The following is a 19,202-nucleotide window of genomic DNA, read 5'->3' on the forward strand; positions in this document are numbered from 1 at the left end:
AATCGGCGGCAAACAAGCAACTACTAGGAATCGAAATGTTGAAGAACTGGGTTGACCAACTGAAGAACAGCCGCATCGCAGCCGGCGCACTGGCCAAAGCGAATCCGAAGCTCATCACTGGCTTTCAGGGCCTGAGCGCAGCACAAAACGGTGCTGGCGCGCTTGATGCCAAGACACGCGAGCTCATCGCCCTGGCCGTGGCCGTGACGACGCGTTGCGATTCCTGCATCGCCGCACATGCCAGCGCCGCACGTGCCGCGGGCGTTACCGAGGCGGAACTGAGTGACGCGCTGGGCACAGCCATCGCGCTGAACGCAGGTGCTGCCTACTCGTACTCGGTCCGCGCCATGGAAGCATTTGGCCAGTTCGAAGCCAAGTAACGCAGCGCAAGAGGAACGAGCTATGAAAGTCCTGGTGCCTGAACTGATGCACCCTGTGTCGCTGAAACGCCTCCGAGTGGAGCATGACGTGCACTTCGCCCCCACTCTTTTCACGCGAACCGATGAACTGCTTCATGCGGCCCAGGACGCCGATGTGCTGATAGTACGGAACCGCACGCAAGTCAGAGGAGACCTCCTCTCGGCGCTACACAGATGCAAAGCTGTGGGCCGATTGGGTGTCGGCCTCGACAACATTGATGTTGAAGGTTGCAGGAGTCGTGGCATCGAAGTGATTCCGGCCTTTGGTGCCAACGCACGGTCTGTGGCCGAGTACGTCATCACCTGCGCCATGATGCTTCTCAGGTACTCACACTACAGCGTGAGCGAGAACATTGGACGCGGTCTCTGGACTCGTCCCAAGGCTCCTGAGGGCTTCGAGATTGCAGGCAAGACGATGGGGCTGGTGGGCTTCGGCTCAATCGGGCGACTCACAGGACTTTTGGCAAGCCGGATGGACATGCGAGTCATTGCGTATGACCCCTCTGCCGCTCAAGAAGTCCATGACTATCCATGCGAGTTCGTGTCACTCGACGAGTTGCTCAGTTCAGCTGATGTGGTCAGCATCCACGTTCCTCTGACCGCTGAAACACGTGGCCTGTTGGACGAAGAGCGCTTGTCGAAGATGTGGCCCGGCGCCGTCCTCATCAATGCAGCCCGCGGCGGCATCGTCGATGAATCTGCACTGGCTGCAGCACTCCAAAACAAGCGCATCAGCGCTGCGGCTCTCGATGTTTTCGACGATGAGCCACTGCCCAGCGGGTCCTATCTGTCTGGCGTACCCAACCTACTTCTCACCCCGCACATCGCCGGTGTCACGGCGGATTCTGAGCTGCGGGTGTGTGAGCTCATCGCCGACCGGGTGCTCGCCCTGGCCAAAGTTTCCAACGCCTAACCATCTCCTGCTCCCATGAAAATCACTCGCATCGAAGTTCTTGAGGCCGAGCTGTCCGGTCAGTGTGGAATTGCCTCGTGGCATCACGTCTTCGTCCGCGTCCATACGGACGAAGGCATCAGTGGCCTGGGTGAGGTCGGCATGGCCTATGGCACTGGAGCACCTGCAGCGGGCCCCATGGTCCTCGCGCTGGGGGAGAGGTTTGTACTGGGGCACAACCCTTTCTCGACGGAGAGCATCTGGGAGCGCATGCTGCGTAAGTCCTTTTGGGCAGAGGGCGGCGGCCCGGTCGTTTTCGGTGCCATGAGTGCCATCGATTCAGCGCTTTGGGACATCAAGGGGCGAGCTCTGAACCAGCCTGTCCACCGCGTTCTCGGAGCCGATACTCCAGCTCCCTTGCGCTGCTATGCAAGTCAGCTTCAGTTCGACTGGACAACTGACAAGGTTTCGAACCTTGTAGATGCTTCCCGGTATCTCGAGGCTGCGCAAAGAGCTCGCGAAGAGGGCTACGACTGTGTGAAGGTCGACCCCTTGATGATTGCCCCGGATGGCACTCGCGCTGCAAAACTCAGGGGCATCCTCACGCCGGCAGAGCGACGCTTGGTCCGCAAGCGCATGGAGGCCATCAGGACAGGCATCGGCGCAGATGCAGACATCATCCTGGAGCTTCATTCGTTCACGTCGATGGGGGGTGCACTTCAGCTTGCGGACGAACTGAAAGACCTCGGCATACTGTTCATGGAAGAGCCGACGCACTACAACGGAATGAACGCCCACAACCGGGTTGCCGCCAAGTCGCCAGTTCCCATTGCGGCCGGTGAGCGGCTCTATACCCGTTGGGGGTTCTTGCCCTACTTGGTCGCAGGCTCGATGGACATGATTCAGCCGGACGTCGGCCTCGTCGGCGGCATCAGCGAAGCCGTAAAAATTGCCCATCTGGCCCATGCACATGACGTGGGTGTGCAGGCACATGTGTGCGGCTCTCCATTGGCCACAGCTATGGCGCTGCAGTTCGAAGCGGCCATCCCCAACTTTGAAATTCACGAGCATCACACATACGCGCTCAAGCCCTGCAACCGAGACCTGTTTGTCGAGGACCTGCAGCCGGTCTCAGGGCGCTTCGAAGTGCCGACTACGCCGGGCCTTGGTATGACTTTGCGTCCAGAAGCAGAAGCAAAGATGGCCAAGCGCGCTGTAGTCCTCAAGTCCTGAGAAGGCTCCTCCAACGAGAGAGGCCCCAGGTCATCCGTGCCATCCCGGCACACATAAAGGAGACAAAAAATGAAATACCAACTCGTTGGTATAGCGCTAGCCTGCCTGTCAGGTATCACGCAAGCAGATGAAGGGGCCCCTTCTCAACCGGTCACGGTCGTGGTCGGATATGCACCAGGTGGGACAGCGGACATCGTCATGCGCCAACTCGCAGCGCTGATGCAGCCGAAGTTTCCAGCAGGACTTATCGTGGCCAACAGACCGGGCGCGGGCGGGGCAACCGCTCTCTCATCACTGGTCCAGGCCAAGCCCGATGGACTCCAGTTTGTTTTCGCGCCCAACTCCAACGTTGCCCTTTCCCCCCAGGTCCTCAAGACCCCATACAAGACGCCTGATGACATCGAATACGTTGCCGATGTAGCGAGCTTCTCGCCCATTCTTGTGGTTCCAACTTCCTCGCGCTTCAAAAATCTCGGACAACTGGTTTCTGAGGCCAGGGGAGCAGCAGAGAGCAAGGTCAGCATCGGCTTCCCCGGCGTGACAACGTTTAGCCACTTCAGCGTTTTGACGCTGGCCAAGGTCAGCGGCGCCAATCTCATTGAGGTGCCATTTGCGGGCTGGGGCCAAGGCGGGCCCCAATTGCTGGGCGGTCAAATTTCGGCCGCAGTTGCACAGCCTGTCGAGGTCTCTTCACAGATTCAGGCGGGCACACTTCGCGTGCTGGCTTCGTTCAGCGAGGAACGCCAAGGCGGCTTGCCAGACGCCCCCACAGCGAAGGAGCAAGGTTTCCCTGTGTCGATGGGCGTCCGCTATATGCTCCTCGCGCACAAGAGCACGCCCAAGCCAGCCGTCAAACATATGCACGATGCGCTGAAGGCGGCGATGGAGACGCAACAGTTCCGCGATTTTGCGAAGAATGGAGGGATGGAAATCGTCTACCGCGATGGTGAAGCAGCCAAGGCGAAGACCTGGGTGGACTATCGAAGGGTCACGGAGCTCCTCAAGCAGGTCAACACCACGAAGTGAAGCCCTGGCAATGCCTGCGACAAGCGAAGGCGAGCACGGCCGGCCAGAAGCGCAACTTAGACGAAGCTGATTTTTAGCTTTCCGCTACGGCAACATGCGGCCGCCCATTCCAGACGGGCGGCCCGCAGCACAAAATGCGGGAGACCATCCAAACTTTGCGATTGCAATCCCACATGAGCGCACCAACCCTTCGCCAACTTGAGCTCCTGCTGACCCTCATCACATCGGACGGAATTGCCAGCGGTGGCGCCAAGCTCGGCATGTCCCCATCGGCGACCAGTCACGCTCTTCGAGCTCTGGAAGAAGCCTTGGGCACAGAGCTCATTGATCGCAATGCTTCTGGAGTGAAGCTCACTTCCACAGGGGAGCAGATTCTTCCTCATGTGCGAGATGTGTTCTCCTCACTGCAAATGGTGCAGGTCAACGCACTTGCCGGTGCAGAGCTCAAGACGGGCACGCTGCGTCTAGGCTCCTTCGGCGCAAGTGGGACGACACGAGTGCTTCCGGCGCTGCTTGAACGCTTTGGGAAAAAGTACCCCGGCGTCGATGTCATAGTGACCGAGAAGCCTGATGAGCAAACGGCTCAAGATATCGTCGAGCGTCGCCTGGAGTTGGGCGTCGTCACGCTGCCAAAGCCAGATTTCGAAACCCAGACCTTGGCCATTGACGAACTGGTGGCAGTTCTGCCGAGTAACCACCCTTTGGCAAAGCTGGATGTCGTGCCGTTGAAGGCGATGACACTCGACCCGTTCATCATGACCAGGGCAGGCTCCAAAACCTTGGTCACAAGGCTTTTCGCCAGGAATGGTCTTACCCCAAGGGTCACGTACGAACTGCTTCAGTTGATGTCCATCCTTGAGCTGGTATCTCGAGGGAAAGGTATTTCGATGCTTGCCAAGCTGGCTCTTCCAGACCTCTATCCAGGTGTCGTGGTAAGGCCTTTATCGCCTGGCTCATCCCGCCGTATCGGTCTGGCGTGCCTCAACGATAAAAAGCTCTCCCTTGTGGCACAAGCATTCTGGCAAGAAACCCGAAAGTTCCAGGCTGAGCAGAAGGCGCAAGAGCGCCTCAACGCACGGCGTGCGCAAGAGACCTGAGTCCCTAAATTCGAATCGCGAGCATCTCGCCGGTGGCGCACACGACGTCGTTGGCGAGAAGCTCCAACTCGACCCAGACTTTGCGCCCGTCAATCGACCTTAGTTTTCCTTGCGCCGTCAGTTCAGTGTGCAGCGGTGTTGGACGCTTGAAATCCACTTTCAGCGAAGCCGTGACAAACCTGACCGGTGGTTGGCTCCCCACCTCACGCTGTTCGTGTTGGTAGACAAATGCGGCAGCGGAAGCCGTGCCATGGCAGTCAAGCAGCGACGCAATCATGCCGCCATAGACATGGTCCGGGACACCGCCGCTGTGCTGCGGTCCGGGGGTGAATTTTGCAAAGGTCTTGTCTTCGACGAGATACGTCTTCAGATGATGACCCACAGGGTTGCTAGGGCCGCAGCCGTAGCAGTGAGAGAACTCTTTGGGGTAGCAGTCTTGGATTGCGACTTGATTCATGGCAGTGGGCCCTCGGCCCTCCGGTTGACGTTGCAGAACAGTATTTAGATGCACGCGGCGTTGTCGATGTCGCTGCCCGGCGATTGCTTGGTTGCGATGAGGCGAGCCAGCCTCCAGAGTTCATCGTCCTTCAGGCCGGACTCTGGGGCCAACGCTGAGCACCGTTGGCAATGGTCAATGAAGGCTTGGCTGGTTGCTCCCAGCCTCCGTGCGCCATGGGTGACAACCGCTAAGCGCCGCGATGCCCTTGGCATCTCTGTACGAAGGATGGAAAGCTCTCCGGCCTTCACGTTTCGCGCTACGGCATGGCGCGGCAAACATGCCAACGCGACGCTGCTCGCCACGAATGCGGCCACAGCCTGCGGCGAGCCGAGTTCGTACTCAACCTTTATGTGACCAAGGGTCTCGACGAGCCAGCGCTCGGCAGACTCTCTGGTTCCCGAACCCATCTCGCGCATGGCCCAACTGGCGGACCTCAAGTCTGAAATCGTCACATCGCGTTGAGCGAACGGGTGGGTCGAGCCTGCAACCACCACCATTTCATCGTTGAACCAATGCTGAAGGATAAGGCCGCTGCGGGTTTGTTGTCCTTCGATGAAACCGATATCGACATCGAAGTTCTCAACAGCATCAAGCACAGACGCGCTGTTTGAGATGAGCATCCGGACAGGGTTGCTCGGATGCTTCCTCTGCCACCGAGCCAGCACCTCCGGCAAAATGTGCTCCCCGATGGTCATGCTTGCTGCGATGACCAAGGAGCCCCCCGAGACGTCCTCTAAGGAATGCTCAAGCTCAAGCGCCTGGTCAAGAAGCGAGATAGCAACCGGGAGCAACTTGGCGCCCGACTCATTCAGGATGAGGCGGCGACCGGCCCTGTCAAACAACGGTACGCCCATGTTTGACTCCAACTCAGCGAGGGCGCTACTTGCCGCAGATTGGGAGCGAGCAACAGAGTCTGCCGCCGCCCTAGTTGAGCGCTCCTTTGCGACCGCGACAAAGACCTCCAGCTGCTTCAAGGTGACGCGAAGCCGCTTCTGGCCCAAAGGAGCTCGAGCTTCATTCAAAACAGGTCGCTCCAAACGGACTTGAAGTGCTGGACATAGCCATCTCAGTCATGCTCTAGATTTGGATTTTTGCTTTGTGCACGACCTCGGCCCAACGCGCAACTTCGCTGGCGGTCAGCTTCGTGAGGTCGTCAGGAGCGCCGCCACCGGGGTCGGCTCCGAGGCTAACCCAGCGCTCGACAAAGCTCTGGTTTTGGAAGGCAGCATTGACCGCGCGATTCAATTGGTCCAGCACTGCCTGAGGTGTCTTGGGTGGTGCATACAGCCCATACCAACTTGTCGCGTCGTAGTTGGGTGCACCACTCTCCGCAACCGTCGGGACGTCAGGAAGGTACTTCGCACGCTGACCCGAGGTCACCGCAATGGCCCGCACGCTTCCCGCTTTGATGTGCTGCAGAGCAGACGGCATCGTCTCGAACATCACATGCACATTGCCGGAAATCAGGTCCACAATCGCCGGCCCTGAGCCCCTGTAAGGGATGTGGGTCATCTGGGTGCCGGTGACGTTCTTGAAGTACTCCGTCATCACGTGCTGCATGGTGCCGGCACCAGGTGTCGCATAACTGTACTTGTCTGGGGCAGCCTTCAGCAACGCGATGAGCTCGGCAATGTTCTTCGCCGGCAAGGCGTTGTTGACAATTACCGCGTGATTAACGCGCCCCAGGAAAGCTGCAGATGACATCTTGCGGATGTCGTAGTTCAGCTTGGGATAGACGGACTGGGCGATGGCATGGTGCACAGCCCCAAACAGCACTGTGTACCCATCTGGAGCTGCTTTCGAGGCAATGTCTGCCCCAATCGTGCCCCCCGCTCCACCTCGGTTGTCGACGATTACCGACTGGCCAAGCTCTCTCGATATCTGCTCCCCCAAAGTTCTGGAGAGGATGTCGACAGTTCCACCTGGAGGAAAGGGTGCAACCAACTTTATCGGCTGAGCCGGATACTTCGATTGCGCCTGCACCATCGATACGGGACCGATGGCGCCCAGGGCCAGGGAAAGGAGTTCTCTACGCTGCATGGTTTTGTCTCTTTGTGTGTATGAATTTCCAAGGCAGAGCGGGGGCGTGCGCGGCTTAGGCCGCGGCTTTCTGAGCCAACGTCACGTAGCCTTCACGGGTCTGAGGCAACTTCATGTCGAGGAGCTTCGACGCAACCTGTGTGCGAAGAATTTGTGCGGTCCCGCCCGCGATGGTGAACATCCGAGCGTCGCGCACGTGGCGCTCCATGGCTTGGTCTCGTCCATAGCCCGAGGAACCGTAGAACTGCAGCGCATCGTTCGTCACCTTGTTGGCGACTTCAGCCGCGAAGATTTTTGCGCGGGCAGCCTTGTCAATGTCGGGGAAGGATGTCTCGCTGGTGAAGGCGCTGCAGGCCGCGTATCGCAGCATCAGCCGCGAGGCTTCCAGTTGGGTGGACATGTCCGCCAGCATCCACTGCAGCCCTTGGAACTCGGCGATGGGGCGTCCGAACTGCTGGCGAGTCTTGAGGTATTGCAGGCCTTCCTCGAAGGCGCCTTGCGCAATACCCAGGGAGACCGTGCCAGCACCCACTCGCTGGGAGTTGTAGGCAGTCATCAGGGAAGCGAAGCCACGCTTGAGGCCACCGGGCGGGACCACCAACATCGACTTGTGAATCTGCAGGTCCTTGAAGTGCACATGCGTCTCGGGGATGCCGCGGACACCCATGGCGTAGAGGCGTCGGCCGATGGTCAAGCCTTCTGGGCCGTTGTCGTCGCGAACACATACAAAGGCACCGATGCCCTGGTCCACACCGTCATCGAACACGCGAGCGAAGATGAGATGAAGCTTAGAGACGCCGCCGCCAGTAATCCAGTACTTCTCGCCGTTCAGGATGTAGTGGTCGCCCTTTTTGTCTGCGCGCGTGGTCATCTCACTCGCTGCGCTGCCGGCGTTTGGCTCCGAAATGCAGATGGCAGGTTTGTCGCCAGCCAGAACCAGCTCAGATGCAATCTTCAGTTGCTCGGGCGTGCCGTACTTGGCGATAGCGCTAATCGCGCCCATGTTGGCCTCGACCGTGATGCGGCCCATCGTCGCGCATGCCTTCGCCATTTCCTCGATGACGATGACGGTGTCCAGATAGTTGAGCCCACCGCCTCCCACACTTTTGGGGATGGTCATGCCCATGAAGCCGGCATCGCGAAGAGCGTGGACGTTCTCCCAGGGGTACTGTTCTGTGCGGTCCGTCTCCGCGGCCGTGGGAGCAAACTTGGTTTGCGCCAGCTCACGAGCGCGCTGCTGCAGCGCGAGCTGTTCTTTCGAGAGTTCAAACATTGCGGTACCTCTTTTTTCAGTTGGAGAGCCAGTCGGTAAGCACTTCGCTCATGTGCTCGTTCAATCGCGGGGGCGGCATGCGATAAGTGGGAGGGGTCAGGGAGAGCTTCAGCGGGTTGGCCAGAACGCTTATGTGCCCCCCCTCAGCCCAGGCGCAGGGCATATCGAGCTCAGAGCCACGCGCTTGGACGTGGGGGTCCGCGAATACGTCCTGCAAGTTGTTGACAGGGCCGCATGGAACCCCCACAGCTTCCAGCCTCTTCAGCCAGTCCTCGCGTGACCGCTTCTTCAGGCCTGCATCGATGACTTCGCAGAGTTCCTTGCGGTGAGCAATGCGTTGTTGATTGGTGGCGTAGCGTGGATCGTCGGCGAGGTGCTCGAGCCCTGCAACCTGACAGAAGCGGCGGAACTGGGCGTCGTTGCCCACCGCAAGGATGAGGGGTGCATCTGCTGCGGTGAAAACTTGATAGGGGACGATGTTGGGGTGCCCATTGCCCAGACGTGGCGGCAGCTGGCGGTCCATGAGGTAGTTCGTGCCAGCATTCACCAGCCAGGAAATCTGCGTATCGAGCAAAGAGATGTCGATGTGCTGTCCCTGGCCGGTGGCCTCCCGGTGGCGCAGCGCAGCCAAAATTCCGACCGTGGCATACATGCCGGTCATCACGTCCGCAATGCCTACTCCGACCTTCGAAGGCACGCCTTCGGGGTCCCCTGTAAGGCTCATGATTCCGCCCATGCCCTGGATGAGGAAGTCGTAGCCTGGACGTGTTGCATAGGGGCCGGTTTGTCCAAATCCGGTGACAGAGCAGTACACCAATCCTGGGTAACGGTCCTTTATCTGCTCGTAGCCCAGCCCATATTTCGCCAGGCCTCCAACCTTGTAGTTTTCGACGAGCACATCAGCCCGCTCCAACAGCCTGTGCACCTGCTCCAGGTCCTGTGGGTCTGCCAGGTCGAGCGCGATAGAGCGCTTGTTGCGGTTCGCCGCCAGGTAGTACGCGCTCTCGGCGGTCTCTGCGCCGCCTTCATCCTTTTGGTAGGGCGGCCCCCATTTACGCGTGTCATCCCCTTCACCAGGCTTCTCGACCTTCACAACATCAGCGCCGAGGTCGCCAAGCAGTTGGGTTGCGCTGGGTCCCGCAAGGATGCGCGACAGGTCGAGCACGCGAATGCCTGCAAGTGCCGCTGGTTCAAGTGTTTTCATGTCTCAAGTTCTTTTCTAAGCGTTGCGACGTAGCGTCGTTGCAGCCAGCTCAGGACCTGAACAGTTTTTCTGTTCGGCGAGCTTGAAACAGTCTAGTTTTCACTCTCTTCATGTTCAATTGAAATTAAGTTCAACATGAGAGCAAGGGGTGAAGCACTGGAAAACTTGCCTGGCCAGCTGCTTCTGTGGAATCCTGCGCGGCGAGATGCTGATGCCATTTGTCAGAGGTGGGCATCAGCTCTGCACCCGCCTTATGGCCTGCGCAACCAGCAGGCGGGGCGGAGCAAGGTTCCACGGACGGGTCGGTCTATCCAAGTGGCCACGTCACCAGTTTTTCTGCAAGCAAGATGCGCCTATCAAGCTCTCTATCTCGGCTCGAGCTCTTCGTAAAAATCGTGACCGAGGGCAGTCTTTCGAAGGCTGGTCGCTCCTTGTCTTTGACACCTTCTGCGGTAAGCAAGTCGTTGGCCCAGCTCGAGTCAGAGCTTGGCGTAACGCTCATCAAGCGGACCTCTCGTCACCTCTCGCTCACTGACTGCGGAGCAACGTTGTTTGAACGGGCCAAGGGCATCCTTCAGGAGGCCGAAGGAGCTGTTCATGAAGCGCTTCGGCTGCGCGACCCCACCGGTTCCTTGAAGGTGTCGTGCTCTATCGCGTTTGGTTGCACGCAGGTGTCCAAGATGGTGAAGGAATTCTCCGAGGTCTATCCAAATATTGAACTTTCACTCAACCTGGAAGACAGGGTCGTGGACCTCGCTTCCGAGGAGTTCGACGTGGCTCTTCGCATCACGTCGCGCGAAGACTGGGACTTCCCAGGTCGACGCCTTACGGCCATCAGGTGGATGTACGCGGCCTCTCCGGAGTACCTGCGAGCCCATCCTCCTCTGAAGCAGCCTGAGGACTTGGTGCATCACTCCTGCTTGTTGTATCCGGCCATGACGGTGCAGCGTCAGTGGACCTTCTCTCGAGATGGCAAGGACTTCTCTGTGAAAGTCCCTTGCCGAGCCATCTCCAACTCAAGCCTGGCCCTCGCTGAGATGGCTATCAGCAGTGGCGGCGTTGTCTGTATTCCATCGTATGTAGCCCATCGCTACATCCAAGATGGCCGCCTGCTGGCGGTGCTTCCAGAGTACGCGCCAATTCCTCGACATTCTCTGTATGCGCTGTACTTCAAGTCGCGCTACAACAATCCGGCCGTGAGGGCGTTTGTTGCGTTTCTCGCGGCTAAATTTGCCAGTGGCGCGCCTTGGGAGGCGCTCCACTGACCGCCGCTCAGCGACTCGCGAGAGCGTGAGAAAGTCGCTCGATGGCGGCGTCAACGGTATGCCGCGAACAGCCCAAGTTCGCGCGCATGAACCCGTGCCCATCCACACCAAACTTCGGGCCTTTGTCGAGCCAGAGACGGGCCTTGGTCAGCAGGAAGTTTTCCAACTCCGCGGGCTTCATGCCCAGCTTCCGGAAGTCCATCCATGCCAGGTACAGAGAGTCCATTTCAAGCACCTCGACGCCAGCCTTCAACGCGTTTACCTGGCTGGCAAAGTGCCTCTGGTTCTCTGCGATGTACGCAACCAGTTCATCGACCCATGCTGCTCCGTGCGTGAAGGCTGCCTCCGTTGCGACCATGCCAAGAACATTGACCCGCGTGTTGTAGTTCCGCTCGATGGTCCGATACACCTCCTCGCGCTTCACCTTGTCTGCGATGAACATGTTCCCGCACTGCAGCCCCGCCAGGTTGAACGTCTTGCTTGCAGAGGTGCAAGTGATGCTGTTTTGCGCAAACCTGGGGTCAAGGGAAGCAAACGGGACGTGCTTCTTGCCTGCACCGAATACGAAGTCACAGTGGATTTCGTCCGCGACCACGAGTACGCGATGCTTCAGGCAAATTTCGCCCATGGTCCGAAGCTCATCCTCCGTCCACACGTTCCCAGTTGGGTTGTGCGGGTTCGACAGGATAAAAATCTTCGTGTTCTCTCGAATCGCCTCTTCGAAGACTTTGGCGTCGAATCGATACTTGGAACCGTCTTGCGTCAACGGAGCAAGGGCAAGGTGGCGCCCGTTGATGAGAACGTCCTGGTGGAAGTGCACATACACAGGCGGCTGTATGAGCACGGTGTCCCCGGGTTGTGAGAACGACTGCACGATAGTCTTCAGGGCTGCAATCACGCTTGCAATCGGCAACACCCAGTCGTTGTCGACATCCCACCCAAAGCGCTTCCACTGCCAGCCCGTCACGGCATCCAAGTAGCCTTTTGTCGGAGCGCCGCCATAACCGTAGACCCCATGAGAGACGGCTTCATGCAGCGCGTCAATCACGGAGGGGGGAGACTTGAAGTCCATGTCGGCTACCCACATCGGCAGCGGCTCGGCAGCAGCTTGAAGCACGGTCATCGACCCAACTGGGTTGCCCCACTTCAAAGAATTGCTGTTTGACCTGTCGACAACAGTCTCGAAGTCGAATTGCGTACTATTGCCTAAAGAAATGCTATTCATTAAATAATTCCTTCTCTAACCGCACCAAGATTCTTGAAGTGCGCCTTGGTTAATAACCCATAGCCTTAAGAATTGGTGCAGTGCAGACAACTACGCCAAAGAGGAAAACATACCAAACTTTCGGTGATATATATTTCCTGAGTGCCGGAACCTTGTATACCAGAATGCAGGGAACAATGAACGATGCAATCCCATATATTGGTGATGCGAGTTGCTGCAGCAGCAAAATGGAGAATCTAGTTTGAACCCAAAACCAAAGACCTAGCACGATGAATACACAAACTCCGAGGGAAACTGCTTTATGGTTTATACGACTTTCAGGCACAAATCTTGTCAAAACATTGAAAACAACGCCTTTGATTGATTCTTCAAATCCCAGATAGATGCCAAGAAATGCTGTCACTATGGCAAACACATTCAGCGCAGTCGTCAAATACAACACCCCATTGCCCGGCATGACGCTGCCAGCAAGAGCAAGCGCGGAAATATTTTGTGCTTTAGCAGACAACGCTTGCTCGTGAGAAAGTGAAAATGCGAACGAAACCGCGAAGAAAAGCACGGAAACAACCAGAATCCAATATGCAATTCTGTTGGCACGTAAAGCTCGATATGTCGCAATCCTCGGGTCCGACTCCACGCGCCTGAATGCAATATTCATTGGACTTAGGATTTGAACAAAAAGAATCGAGAAGAGAGTAAATGGCAGGGTAAGTACGGTGTCGATGATGAACTGTTTGGCGTCAGGCAGGGCTGCTAAATTATTCCTAATGTCCCAACGAGGAATCATCACAATGCCGAGAAGCACGACCACCGCAAGTTTAAAGACAACTAAAGGCCCCGCGACCTTAAAAAGAAGTTTCTCGCCCTGTGCAGCAATCGCGACCAATGCACAAAGAACAGCCAGCGAGAACCAAGGGCTATCTGACAACAAGCCAGAAGTTATGCCAAAACTCTGCAGATACTTTGCTGAGTCAAAGGTAACGGCCAGTGAGTAAGTGAGCATCCCCTTCACCAGCATAAAGAAGTAGACCACAGCTAGAAACATCCCCCAGTTCTTCCCAAGATACTGTGTGATGATGCCCGCGTAGCTTTGGGCTTCTTGCGACTCGCAGAGCGACTGCAGGTAAAGCTTTTGCATCATGTACAAGGCCGGATACGCCAGCAAGACCGATGCAGCGAAAGCCCATACGCCCGTTATTCCAACTTGCACTGGCAAAAAAACAATGCCTGCACCGATAGCCATCCCTATACAAAGTATCACCCAGCCGAGGTCATACCTTGTAAACGGAACCTTTTCATCAATATTCAACTCATTTTTCACAATTGTCTCCTTTGTTTTGCAAAGCGCTATTATTCTTTTAGGCCATATTTAACTGTCACACTTAATCCATTATTCCATCAATTAGAGCAAATGAGCGATGGCTTCAATTTCCACCAGAGCATCTTTTGGCAATCGTGCAACTTCAACTGTCGAGCGCGCTGGCTTGTGCACTCCAAAGCACTCAGCATAAATTGCATTCACTGAAGTGAAGTGATTGAGGTCTTTAACGAACACCGTGGTCTTGATGACGGTACTAAGGTCAGCCCCTGCTGCTTTCAAGATATTAGACAGATTTTCGATAGACTGGCGTGTCTGGGCTTCGATGCCTCCTTCCACAATGCTTCCGTCTGCAGCCATTGGCAGTTGTCCGGAAGCAAAAACGAGGTCCCCGAGCCTGATTCCTTGTGAATAAGGACCAATAGCGGCTGGTGCATCGTGTGTCACTATCAAATTCATGTTGGGGGTATAGCTTTCGGTCATTTCCGCTCAGTTCTCATTGAATCTGATAAATAAGTTCCTGCAACGTAACTACTTTTGCGCTTGGCACAAGTCGCTGCAAGATTTCCGTCAAGAAGTTTATGAAAAGTAAGTCACCACCAACGTTGAGATATCCGCACACCAGCTTGCGCTTTTTTTCACAGATGGGAGGAGCACTTTCTTGGAGCTCAGAAATCAGAATTCCAAGGGTGCTTAACTGCAAGCCCTTGATTTCCGCTTGGCAAAGTGCTTCTACAACGCGCGCCTAAGTGCCAGCGGACGGACCCTTGAACGAGAGTTTTGAATGACGAACACAGCTGCTCCGACCCTGATGGAGCACAGCTCCTGGGAGCTCTTCCGCGTGATGTCTGCAGGCATCTGTTCTCTGGTACTGACTGTCGGGCTTGCTCGATTTGCCTACACCCCCATGCTGCCCATCATGGCCAAGCAGGCCAGCCTTTCGTTGCTTGCTGGGGGCTGGCTGGCTGCCATTCACTACGCTGGCTACATGGCCGGCGCGCTCATCGCGTCGTCCATCGGTGACCTCAACAAGAAATTCGTGCTGTACCGAGCTGGACTGGTGCTGGGCGTTCTGAGCACTGCGGCGATGGGTTTGACCACCGATGTCAAAGTCTGGGCCGTACTAAGGTTCATCTCCGGCCTGGCTGGCACGGCAGGCATGCTCCTGGCGTCAGGCCTCATCTTGAACTGGCTCATCCGCAACGGTAAGCGGGCTCAACTCGGGCTGCATTTCACAGGCCTCGGCCTCGGTATTGCACTCTCAGGCCTGGTCGTTGCGACCTCAAGCCGCGCGTTCACATGGGACTATCAATGGGTGATTCTTGGTGCAATTGGCTTGCTGCTGTTCGTTCCGGCCTGGCTGTGGCTTCCTAGGCCGGCACCTATACAGCAACATGCTTCGGCGCCCAGTGCAGCTCCCGTGGCTCCCTCAAGCCGCTGGATGGTCCTTTCCATCCTTTCGTACTTTTGCGCCGGTTTCGGGTTCGCCATAGGCGCTACGTTCATCGTCGCCATCTTGGAAAAGCTTCCCATGTTCACTGGCAACGGCGGCTGGGTGTGGGTAGGGGTAGGCCTAACTGCAGTTCCCTCAACGTTCCTGTGGGACAGGGCTGCCAAGGCAATGGGCTCCGTTCATGCCCTCATAGTTGCATACGCCTTGCACGCAGTCTGCATAGCGATACCTGTCTTGTCTGATGCTCCTTCACTAAATCTTGTCAGCGCCTTGCTGTTTGGTGGAACATTTGCAGGGATTGTTAGTCTCACCTTGGCAATTGTGGGTCGGCATTTCCCTGCGAACCCCGCAAAAGCTATGGCCCGTATGACCCTGAGCTACGGCGTTGCACAAATTGGTGCACCAGCTATGGCTGGCTACATCGCCAAAGCGACAGGCAACTACCATGACGCGCTAATTGTCACGATTTTCCTCCTGGGTGCTGGCCTGGTTCTTCTGAGGCTGCTGGCACGTGAAGAAGCAAAAGTTCAAACCGCTTCTCAGGCATCTTGACTTCTCGGGATTTCTTAAATACCGTTCGAACTTTAAATAAATAATTTAATGAAGATAAAGAAAATCATCCTTGCTACGGCCATTTCCACGGCCCTTATATGTTCCGCTAGCTGGGCTGCCCCCACAAAGGAGGCGGCAGAGAGCCTCCGCATTCAAACGTCTGCTTGGAAGCGCCTTGAGTCTGCGAAGTGGGTAAGAGATGGTAAGGAAGATGCCCCACGAATTGTTTACGTAATCACGGACCCAAACTGCATTTGGTGCCATCGCTTTTGGGAGGCTTCTCGTCCGTGGGTAGACGCAGGAAAAGTTCAGATACGGCACATTCTTGTCGGCATTATTAAAGATAGCAGCGAAGGGAAAGCAGCCGCTATACTTTCCGCCCAAGATACAGCCAGCTCTCTCAAGAAACACGAACTATCGAGCAAGCAAGGCGGTATCAGTGAATTGAAGATTTTTCCAGATTCCATCAAAAAGGCTCTGGCAGATAATCTTCAATTGATGAAAGATTTCGGCTTTCGAGGGACGCCGGCAATTATCTACAGCGATACTGACGGCGACATGGTCGCAGTATCCGGATACCCGCGAGAGCAGCTTGAAGCTGTGATGGGAAGTGCTTTGAAGTGAATTTTTGCCTCTCACGAGAAATCTATGAAAGCGGAATTTAAATATCTGCATTAAAATGACTAGGCAACTAATTTAATAGTTGCAGAGAGGCATAGTCTGGTTAAAATTCAACGTGAATAACTCAGCCTAAGCACAGTACTTTTCAGGGAGCAGGTCAAAAGAGACTGATGGCCTGGGCCTGCTGCGCGGCTAGCTCTTGCAAGCCAATTTGCGCCACACCAAGCGCCCGCCGAGCGATAAGTAAGCTTTGTAAAATCTGGCTTTCTGAGCTCCCGTCCTAATCAGATCAAAATGTTACGAACGATAATCGGCTGAGAACTGGAGTTTGCAGACCTTCGCTAGCTAACCAAATCCGCGAATAGGAAAAGCGAAGCTGGGATCGCTTCGAGCGCATGTCTAAATTGCAGGGCTGGGCTACTTGCTCTCCTAATACATAGCTCTCAGAAAATTGATATTACCGAAATTAATTGGTAAATTCATAATACCAAGAATTTTAGGTAAAATATCACCAAGGAGTTTAAGTATGAGACCTGAATTTCCAATTCGAACCTCGGACCAGCTAACCGGTGTACTTCAAGCTTTCCGCAAAGAGTCTGGGATGTCGCAGACTGACGTCGCCGAACGCATGGGCCTGACGCAGCAAAAACTATCTCACCTAGAACTGAACGCGCAGAAGGCTAGCGCCGATCGCATACTAAGGCTGCTAAGTGTTCTAGGCGTGGAGCTCGTGTTGCGCCGCACCGACGCGCCCTCGCAAACCACACCAAGCAGTATCACCTACCCATGGTGACAGATGTGACATTTCAGGCCCGGCGCGCGTCAGTGCTCTCGTTTCGGCGGCGATGTAGGCTAGGCGTCCGGTGAAGGAAGCAGCGGCGTTTTGCAACGTCCAGAGGCGACACACGCCTTGCGCAGCTACTTCCTTCGGCATAGCCTACCGAAATGCCAGAAATGGACACACTCTTTCCCGAGTATCAACTGCTGACTTGGTTGCCTGACGAGACATTGTTCAGTCTTGTCAGCCGTCATCACCAGCTTTGGGGGCATGGGACATCTGCTCAAACATGCCAACTGCTCTTTGGTAGCGCCCGCGCCGGTATCCACCATGATTTACCCAATAGTCTGGGTGCCTTTGTGCAGCGCACGAATAGGTTGTTTGGTGACGTAGATTCCGTTGCCAGAGACCGGACACTGCTCAAGTTCTACGCAGCCTTCGCGGCACAAAGTGAGACGGAAAACGCAGTAGCGTGTATGTCCAGCACCAGCGTAGCCCATTTGAAGCTGCGCCTTGGAATACTCACGAGCCGCTTTCGTGCGAATCATCCGCTAAAAGCCTGTGCGCACTGCATTGAGCAGGACATCCGCGAGACCGGATGGTCTTATTGGCATCTGAAGCACCAGTTCCCGGGGGTTTGGATGTGCACCACACACAAACAACCGCTGTTGCTATCAACCCTCAAGGCCAATGGCGTAGAACGCTTTCAATGGCTTTTGCCTCACTGGAACGAATTGAAACCTACCAGTTCGGTGTCCGGCGAGACCGTCTCGTCTGGGGTGCTACTGAGCCTTGCAGAGCTCATTGAAGACCTTGTCCAGGCAGCGGAACACCAGCCAATGGTGTGGAGAAAACTGCACGAGGTCTACCGACAGGAACTACGGCTTCGTGGATGGATTGCTGGTGTTGCCAGCTTGCGTACGGCACAGATAGCGGCGGCCTTCCTTGACTACTGCAAGCCGCTGAGGAGCATTCCGGAGTTCGCCGCGCTGGCGGAGGGCGAAGTAGCGATGGCGACGCAGTTGGGCCGATTGCTGAGACCCCCTCGTTGCGGCACCCACCCACTGAGGCACCTGCTGCTTATCCATTGGCTGTTTGGCGACTCTCAACGCTTTGACGTCGCACTGCAATCTGAGGGTCTCAACAACCACCCGCCTACCCATGACGATGTTCTGGCCACACTGCCCGTCGTTGACCAGCGAGTTGCCCGCCTATGTAGCCTCATTCAGCAGGAGGGCCACTCTTTACGCAGTGCTGCGGGCTTGATTGGTGTCGATGCGCAAACAGCGCTCGTCTGGGCTGCAAAAGCTGGGATAGCGATTTCACGCCGTCCACAGAAGCTGTCTACAGATGTCCGTGCCAGGGCAATCCGTGACCTGCGCTGCGGGACTGACAAAGAACAAGTGGCATTTCGAGCGGGGGTCTCTGTCGGGACCATCACCCGCTTGCTGCTCAGTGACGCAATTCTGCATGCAGACTGGTCTGAGGCGCGAAGCGAACAAGCGAGGTCCCATTCGAGAGCACTGTGGCTTCAGCTGTTGCAGTCCGCAGGAAGTCTCGGGATTAAATGGATGCGCCAACTGGACACGCGCACCTACACCTGGCTCTATCGAAACGACCGTGCTTGGCTGGACGCTCACAAGCCGGTGCCTCTTCCCCAGCGTCCTAGGTCGCTCGTAGTTGACTGGGAAGCCAGAGACGACCGCCTAAGCGGCTTGGTTCGTGAAGCAGCGTTGCGTCTTATGGAGGAGGGAGGCGTGCGGCGAATCCACTTTTGGCAGTTGTGTCAGCAAATACCTGATCTCCGAGCAAAGCAGGCAGCTCTGCACCGATTGCCCCGCACCCTCGAGGCCATCCGGGCGGCTGTGACTGCGCATGTGCCTTCCGAGGACCTTTTCCGCTGAGTCAACCCAGGCGCACTCGCATTTCGAACTTGATATGTATATATGTATCGGGATATGCTTAATGCATGATGGAAACGGAAGTGAGAGTACGCGCGGCCAACGCGCGACGCATCTGCACGGCACATGGCATCGCCCAAGCCGACATCGCTGCTCATGTGGGGGCCAGTCAATCGCAGGTCAGTCGCATCCTCAAAGGGGAGGGCATAAGGGCTTCTCGATTGTTTGAAGAGGTTTGTCTTTTCGTTGAACGCTTCGAGGGCGGCATCAGTGCAGATGCTGTGCGCGGCAATCGGGAACTGATTGAGGCACTTCAAGCCACATGGGATGGCTCGGCTTCACATGCCAAGGCTCTTGCGGCGGTGATTCGGTCGTTGGCGATTTTCAGACCTACTTGACCTGAGAC

19 protein-coding genes are annotated in these 19,202 nt (G+C 56.2%); 11 read left to right on the plus strand and 8 right to left on the minus strand.

Annotated features, from left to right (window positions below):
* Positions 1–35: 35 nt before the first annotated feature.
* The 5 genes from IAE24_RS19120 (at position 36) to IAE24_RS19140 (ending at position 4,667) form a co-directional block, all read left to right on the plus strand.
* The gene (locus IAE24_RS19120) at positions 36–380 is read left to right on the plus strand and encodes a carboxymuconolactone decarboxylase family protein (RefSeq protein WP_199960267.1); all 345 of its coding nucleotides are present in this window, start codon (positions 36–38) and stop codon (positions 378–380) included.
* A gap of 22 nt (positions 381–402) precedes the next feature.
* Positions 403–1,332, plus strand: coding sequence for a hydroxyacid dehydrogenase (locus tag IAE24_RS19125; RefSeq protein WP_199960268.1), 930 nt, complete (start codon positions 403–405; stop codon positions 1,330–1,332).
* Positions 1,333–1,347: 15 nt separating this feature from the next.
* A complete protein-coding gene (locus tag IAE24_RS19130; RefSeq protein WP_199960269.1) occupies positions 1,348–2,544 on the plus strand; it encodes a mandelate racemase/muconate lactonizing enzyme family protein in 1,197 nt (398 codons plus the stop codon).
* Positions 2,545–2,613: 69 nt separating this feature from the next.
* On the plus strand, positions 2,614–3,570 hold the full coding sequence (locus IAE24_RS19135) for a tripartite tricarboxylate transporter substrate binding protein (RefSeq protein WP_199960270.1): 957 nt from the start codon (positions 2,614–2,616) through the stop codon (positions 3,568–3,570).
* A 173-nt stretch (positions 3,571–3,743) separates the two neighbouring features.
* Complete coding sequence (locus IAE24_RS19140) at positions 3,744–4,667, plus strand: LysR family transcriptional regulator (protein WP_199960271.1); 924 nt, start codon at positions 3,744–3,746, stop codon at positions 4,665–4,667.
* A gap of 4 nt (positions 4,668–4,671) precedes the next feature.
* On the opposite strand, the gene IAE24_RS19145 is transcribed toward IAE24_RS19140, so the two are convergent.
* The 5 genes from IAE24_RS19145 to IAE24_RS19165 are packed head-to-tail and all read right to left on the minus strand — an operon-like array spanning position 4,672 to position 9,683.
* Positions 4,672–5,124: a PaaI family thioesterase gene (locus tag IAE24_RS19145; RefSeq protein WP_199960272.1), complete on the minus strand. Its 453-nt coding sequence runs from the start codon at positions 5,122–5,124 to the stop codon at positions 4,672–4,674.
* Between the two features lie 44 nt (positions 5,125–5,168).
* Positions 5,169–6,203 (minus strand): LysR substrate-binding domain-containing protein, encoded by a 1,035-nt coding sequence (locus IAE24_RS19150; protein WP_325100553.1) that lies wholly within the window; start codon positions 6,201–6,203, stop codon positions 5,169–5,171.
* Between the two features lie 40 nt (positions 6,204–6,243).
* Positions 6,244–7,206: a Bug family tripartite tricarboxylate transporter substrate binding protein gene (locus IAE24_RS19155; RefSeq protein WP_199960274.1), complete on the minus strand. Its 963-nt coding sequence runs from the start codon at positions 7,204–7,206 to the stop codon at positions 6,244–6,246.
* 55 nt (positions 7,207–7,261) lie between these two features.
* Entirely contained in the window at positions 7,262–8,479 is a 1,218-nt protein-coding gene (acdA, locus tag IAE24_RS19160) for a 3-sulfinopropanoyl-CoA desulfinase (RefSeq protein WP_199960275.1), read from the minus strand.
* A gap of 16 nt (positions 8,480–8,495) precedes the next feature.
* The gene (locus tag IAE24_RS19165; protein ID WP_199960276.1) at positions 8,496–9,683 is read right to left on the minus strand and encodes a CaiB/BaiF CoA transferase family protein; all 1,188 of its coding nucleotides are present in this window, start codon (positions 9,681–9,683) and stop codon (positions 8,496–8,498) included.
* Positions 9,684–10,030: 347 nt separating this feature from the next.
* Between IAE24_RS19165 and IAE24_RS19170 the strand changes: the two genes are divergently transcribed.
* A complete protein-coding gene (locus IAE24_RS19170) occupies positions 10,031–10,948 on the plus strand; it encodes a LysR family transcriptional regulator (RefSeq protein WP_199960277.1) in 918 nt (305 codons plus the stop codon).
* Between the two features lie 7 nt (positions 10,949–10,955).
* On the opposite strand, the gene IAE24_RS19175 is transcribed toward IAE24_RS19170, so the two are convergent.
* The 3 genes from IAE24_RS19175 to IAE24_RS19185 all read right to left on the minus strand — a co-directional run bounded on the left by IAE24_RS19175 (position 10,956) and on the right by IAE24_RS19185 (position 13,974).
* On the minus strand, positions 10,956–12,173 hold the full coding sequence (locus IAE24_RS19175; protein WP_199960278.1) for a MalY/PatB family protein: 1,218 nt from the start codon (positions 12,171–12,173) through the stop codon (positions 10,956–10,958).
* 49 nt (positions 12,174–12,222) lie between these two features.
* On the minus strand, positions 12,223–13,494 hold the full coding sequence (locus tag IAE24_RS19180) for a transporter (protein WP_325100554.1): 1,272 nt from the start codon (positions 13,492–13,494) through the stop codon (positions 12,223–12,225).
* 81 nt (positions 13,495–13,575) lie between these two features.
* On the minus strand, positions 13,576–13,974 hold the full coding sequence (locus IAE24_RS19185) for a RidA family protein (protein ID WP_325100555.1): 399 nt from the start codon (positions 13,972–13,974) through the stop codon (positions 13,576–13,578).
* A 301-nt stretch (positions 13,975–14,275) separates the two neighbouring features.
* Between IAE24_RS19185 and IAE24_RS19190 the strand changes: the two genes are divergently transcribed.
* From IAE24_RS19190 to IAE24_RS19210, 5 genes are all read left to right on the plus strand, one after another.
* Positions 14,276–15,496, plus strand: a complete 1,221-nt coding sequence (locus IAE24_RS19190) for a YbfB/YjiJ family MFS transporter (RefSeq protein WP_233626149.1) — start codon at positions 14,276–14,278, stop codon at positions 15,494–15,496.
* A gap of 48 nt (positions 15,497–15,544) precedes the next feature.
* Positions 15,545–16,120 carry a thiol:disulfide interchange protein DsbG gene (dsbG, locus tag IAE24_RS19195; protein WP_199960279.1) on the plus strand — a complete coding sequence of 192 codons (576 nt, stop codon included), beginning with the start codon at positions 15,545–15,547 and terminating at the stop codon, positions 16,118–16,120.
* Between the two features lie 523 nt (positions 16,121–16,643).
* Positions 16,644–16,910, plus strand: a complete 267-nt coding sequence (locus IAE24_RS19200) for a helix-turn-helix domain-containing protein (protein WP_199960280.1) — start codon at positions 16,644–16,646, stop codon at positions 16,908–16,910.
* A 161-nt stretch (positions 16,911–17,071) separates the two neighbouring features.
* Positions 17,072–18,799, plus strand: a complete 1,728-nt coding sequence (locus tag IAE24_RS19205) for a TnsD family Tn7-like transposition protein (protein ID WP_199960281.1) — start codon at positions 17,072–17,074, stop codon at positions 18,797–18,799.
* 65 nt (positions 18,800–18,864) lie between these two features.
* Positions 18,865–19,194 carry a helix-turn-helix transcriptional regulator gene (locus tag IAE24_RS19210; protein ID WP_080945268.1) on the plus strand — a complete coding sequence of 110 codons (330 nt, stop codon included), beginning with the start codon at positions 18,865–18,867 and terminating at the stop codon, positions 19,192–19,194.
* Positions 19,195–19,202: the final 8 nt, after the last annotated feature.

Source organism: Delftia sp. S65, assembly GCF_016516495.1.
GTDB lineage: Bacteria > Pseudomonadota > Gammaproteobacteria > Burkholderiales > Burkholderiaceae_C > Comamonas > Comamonas acidovorans.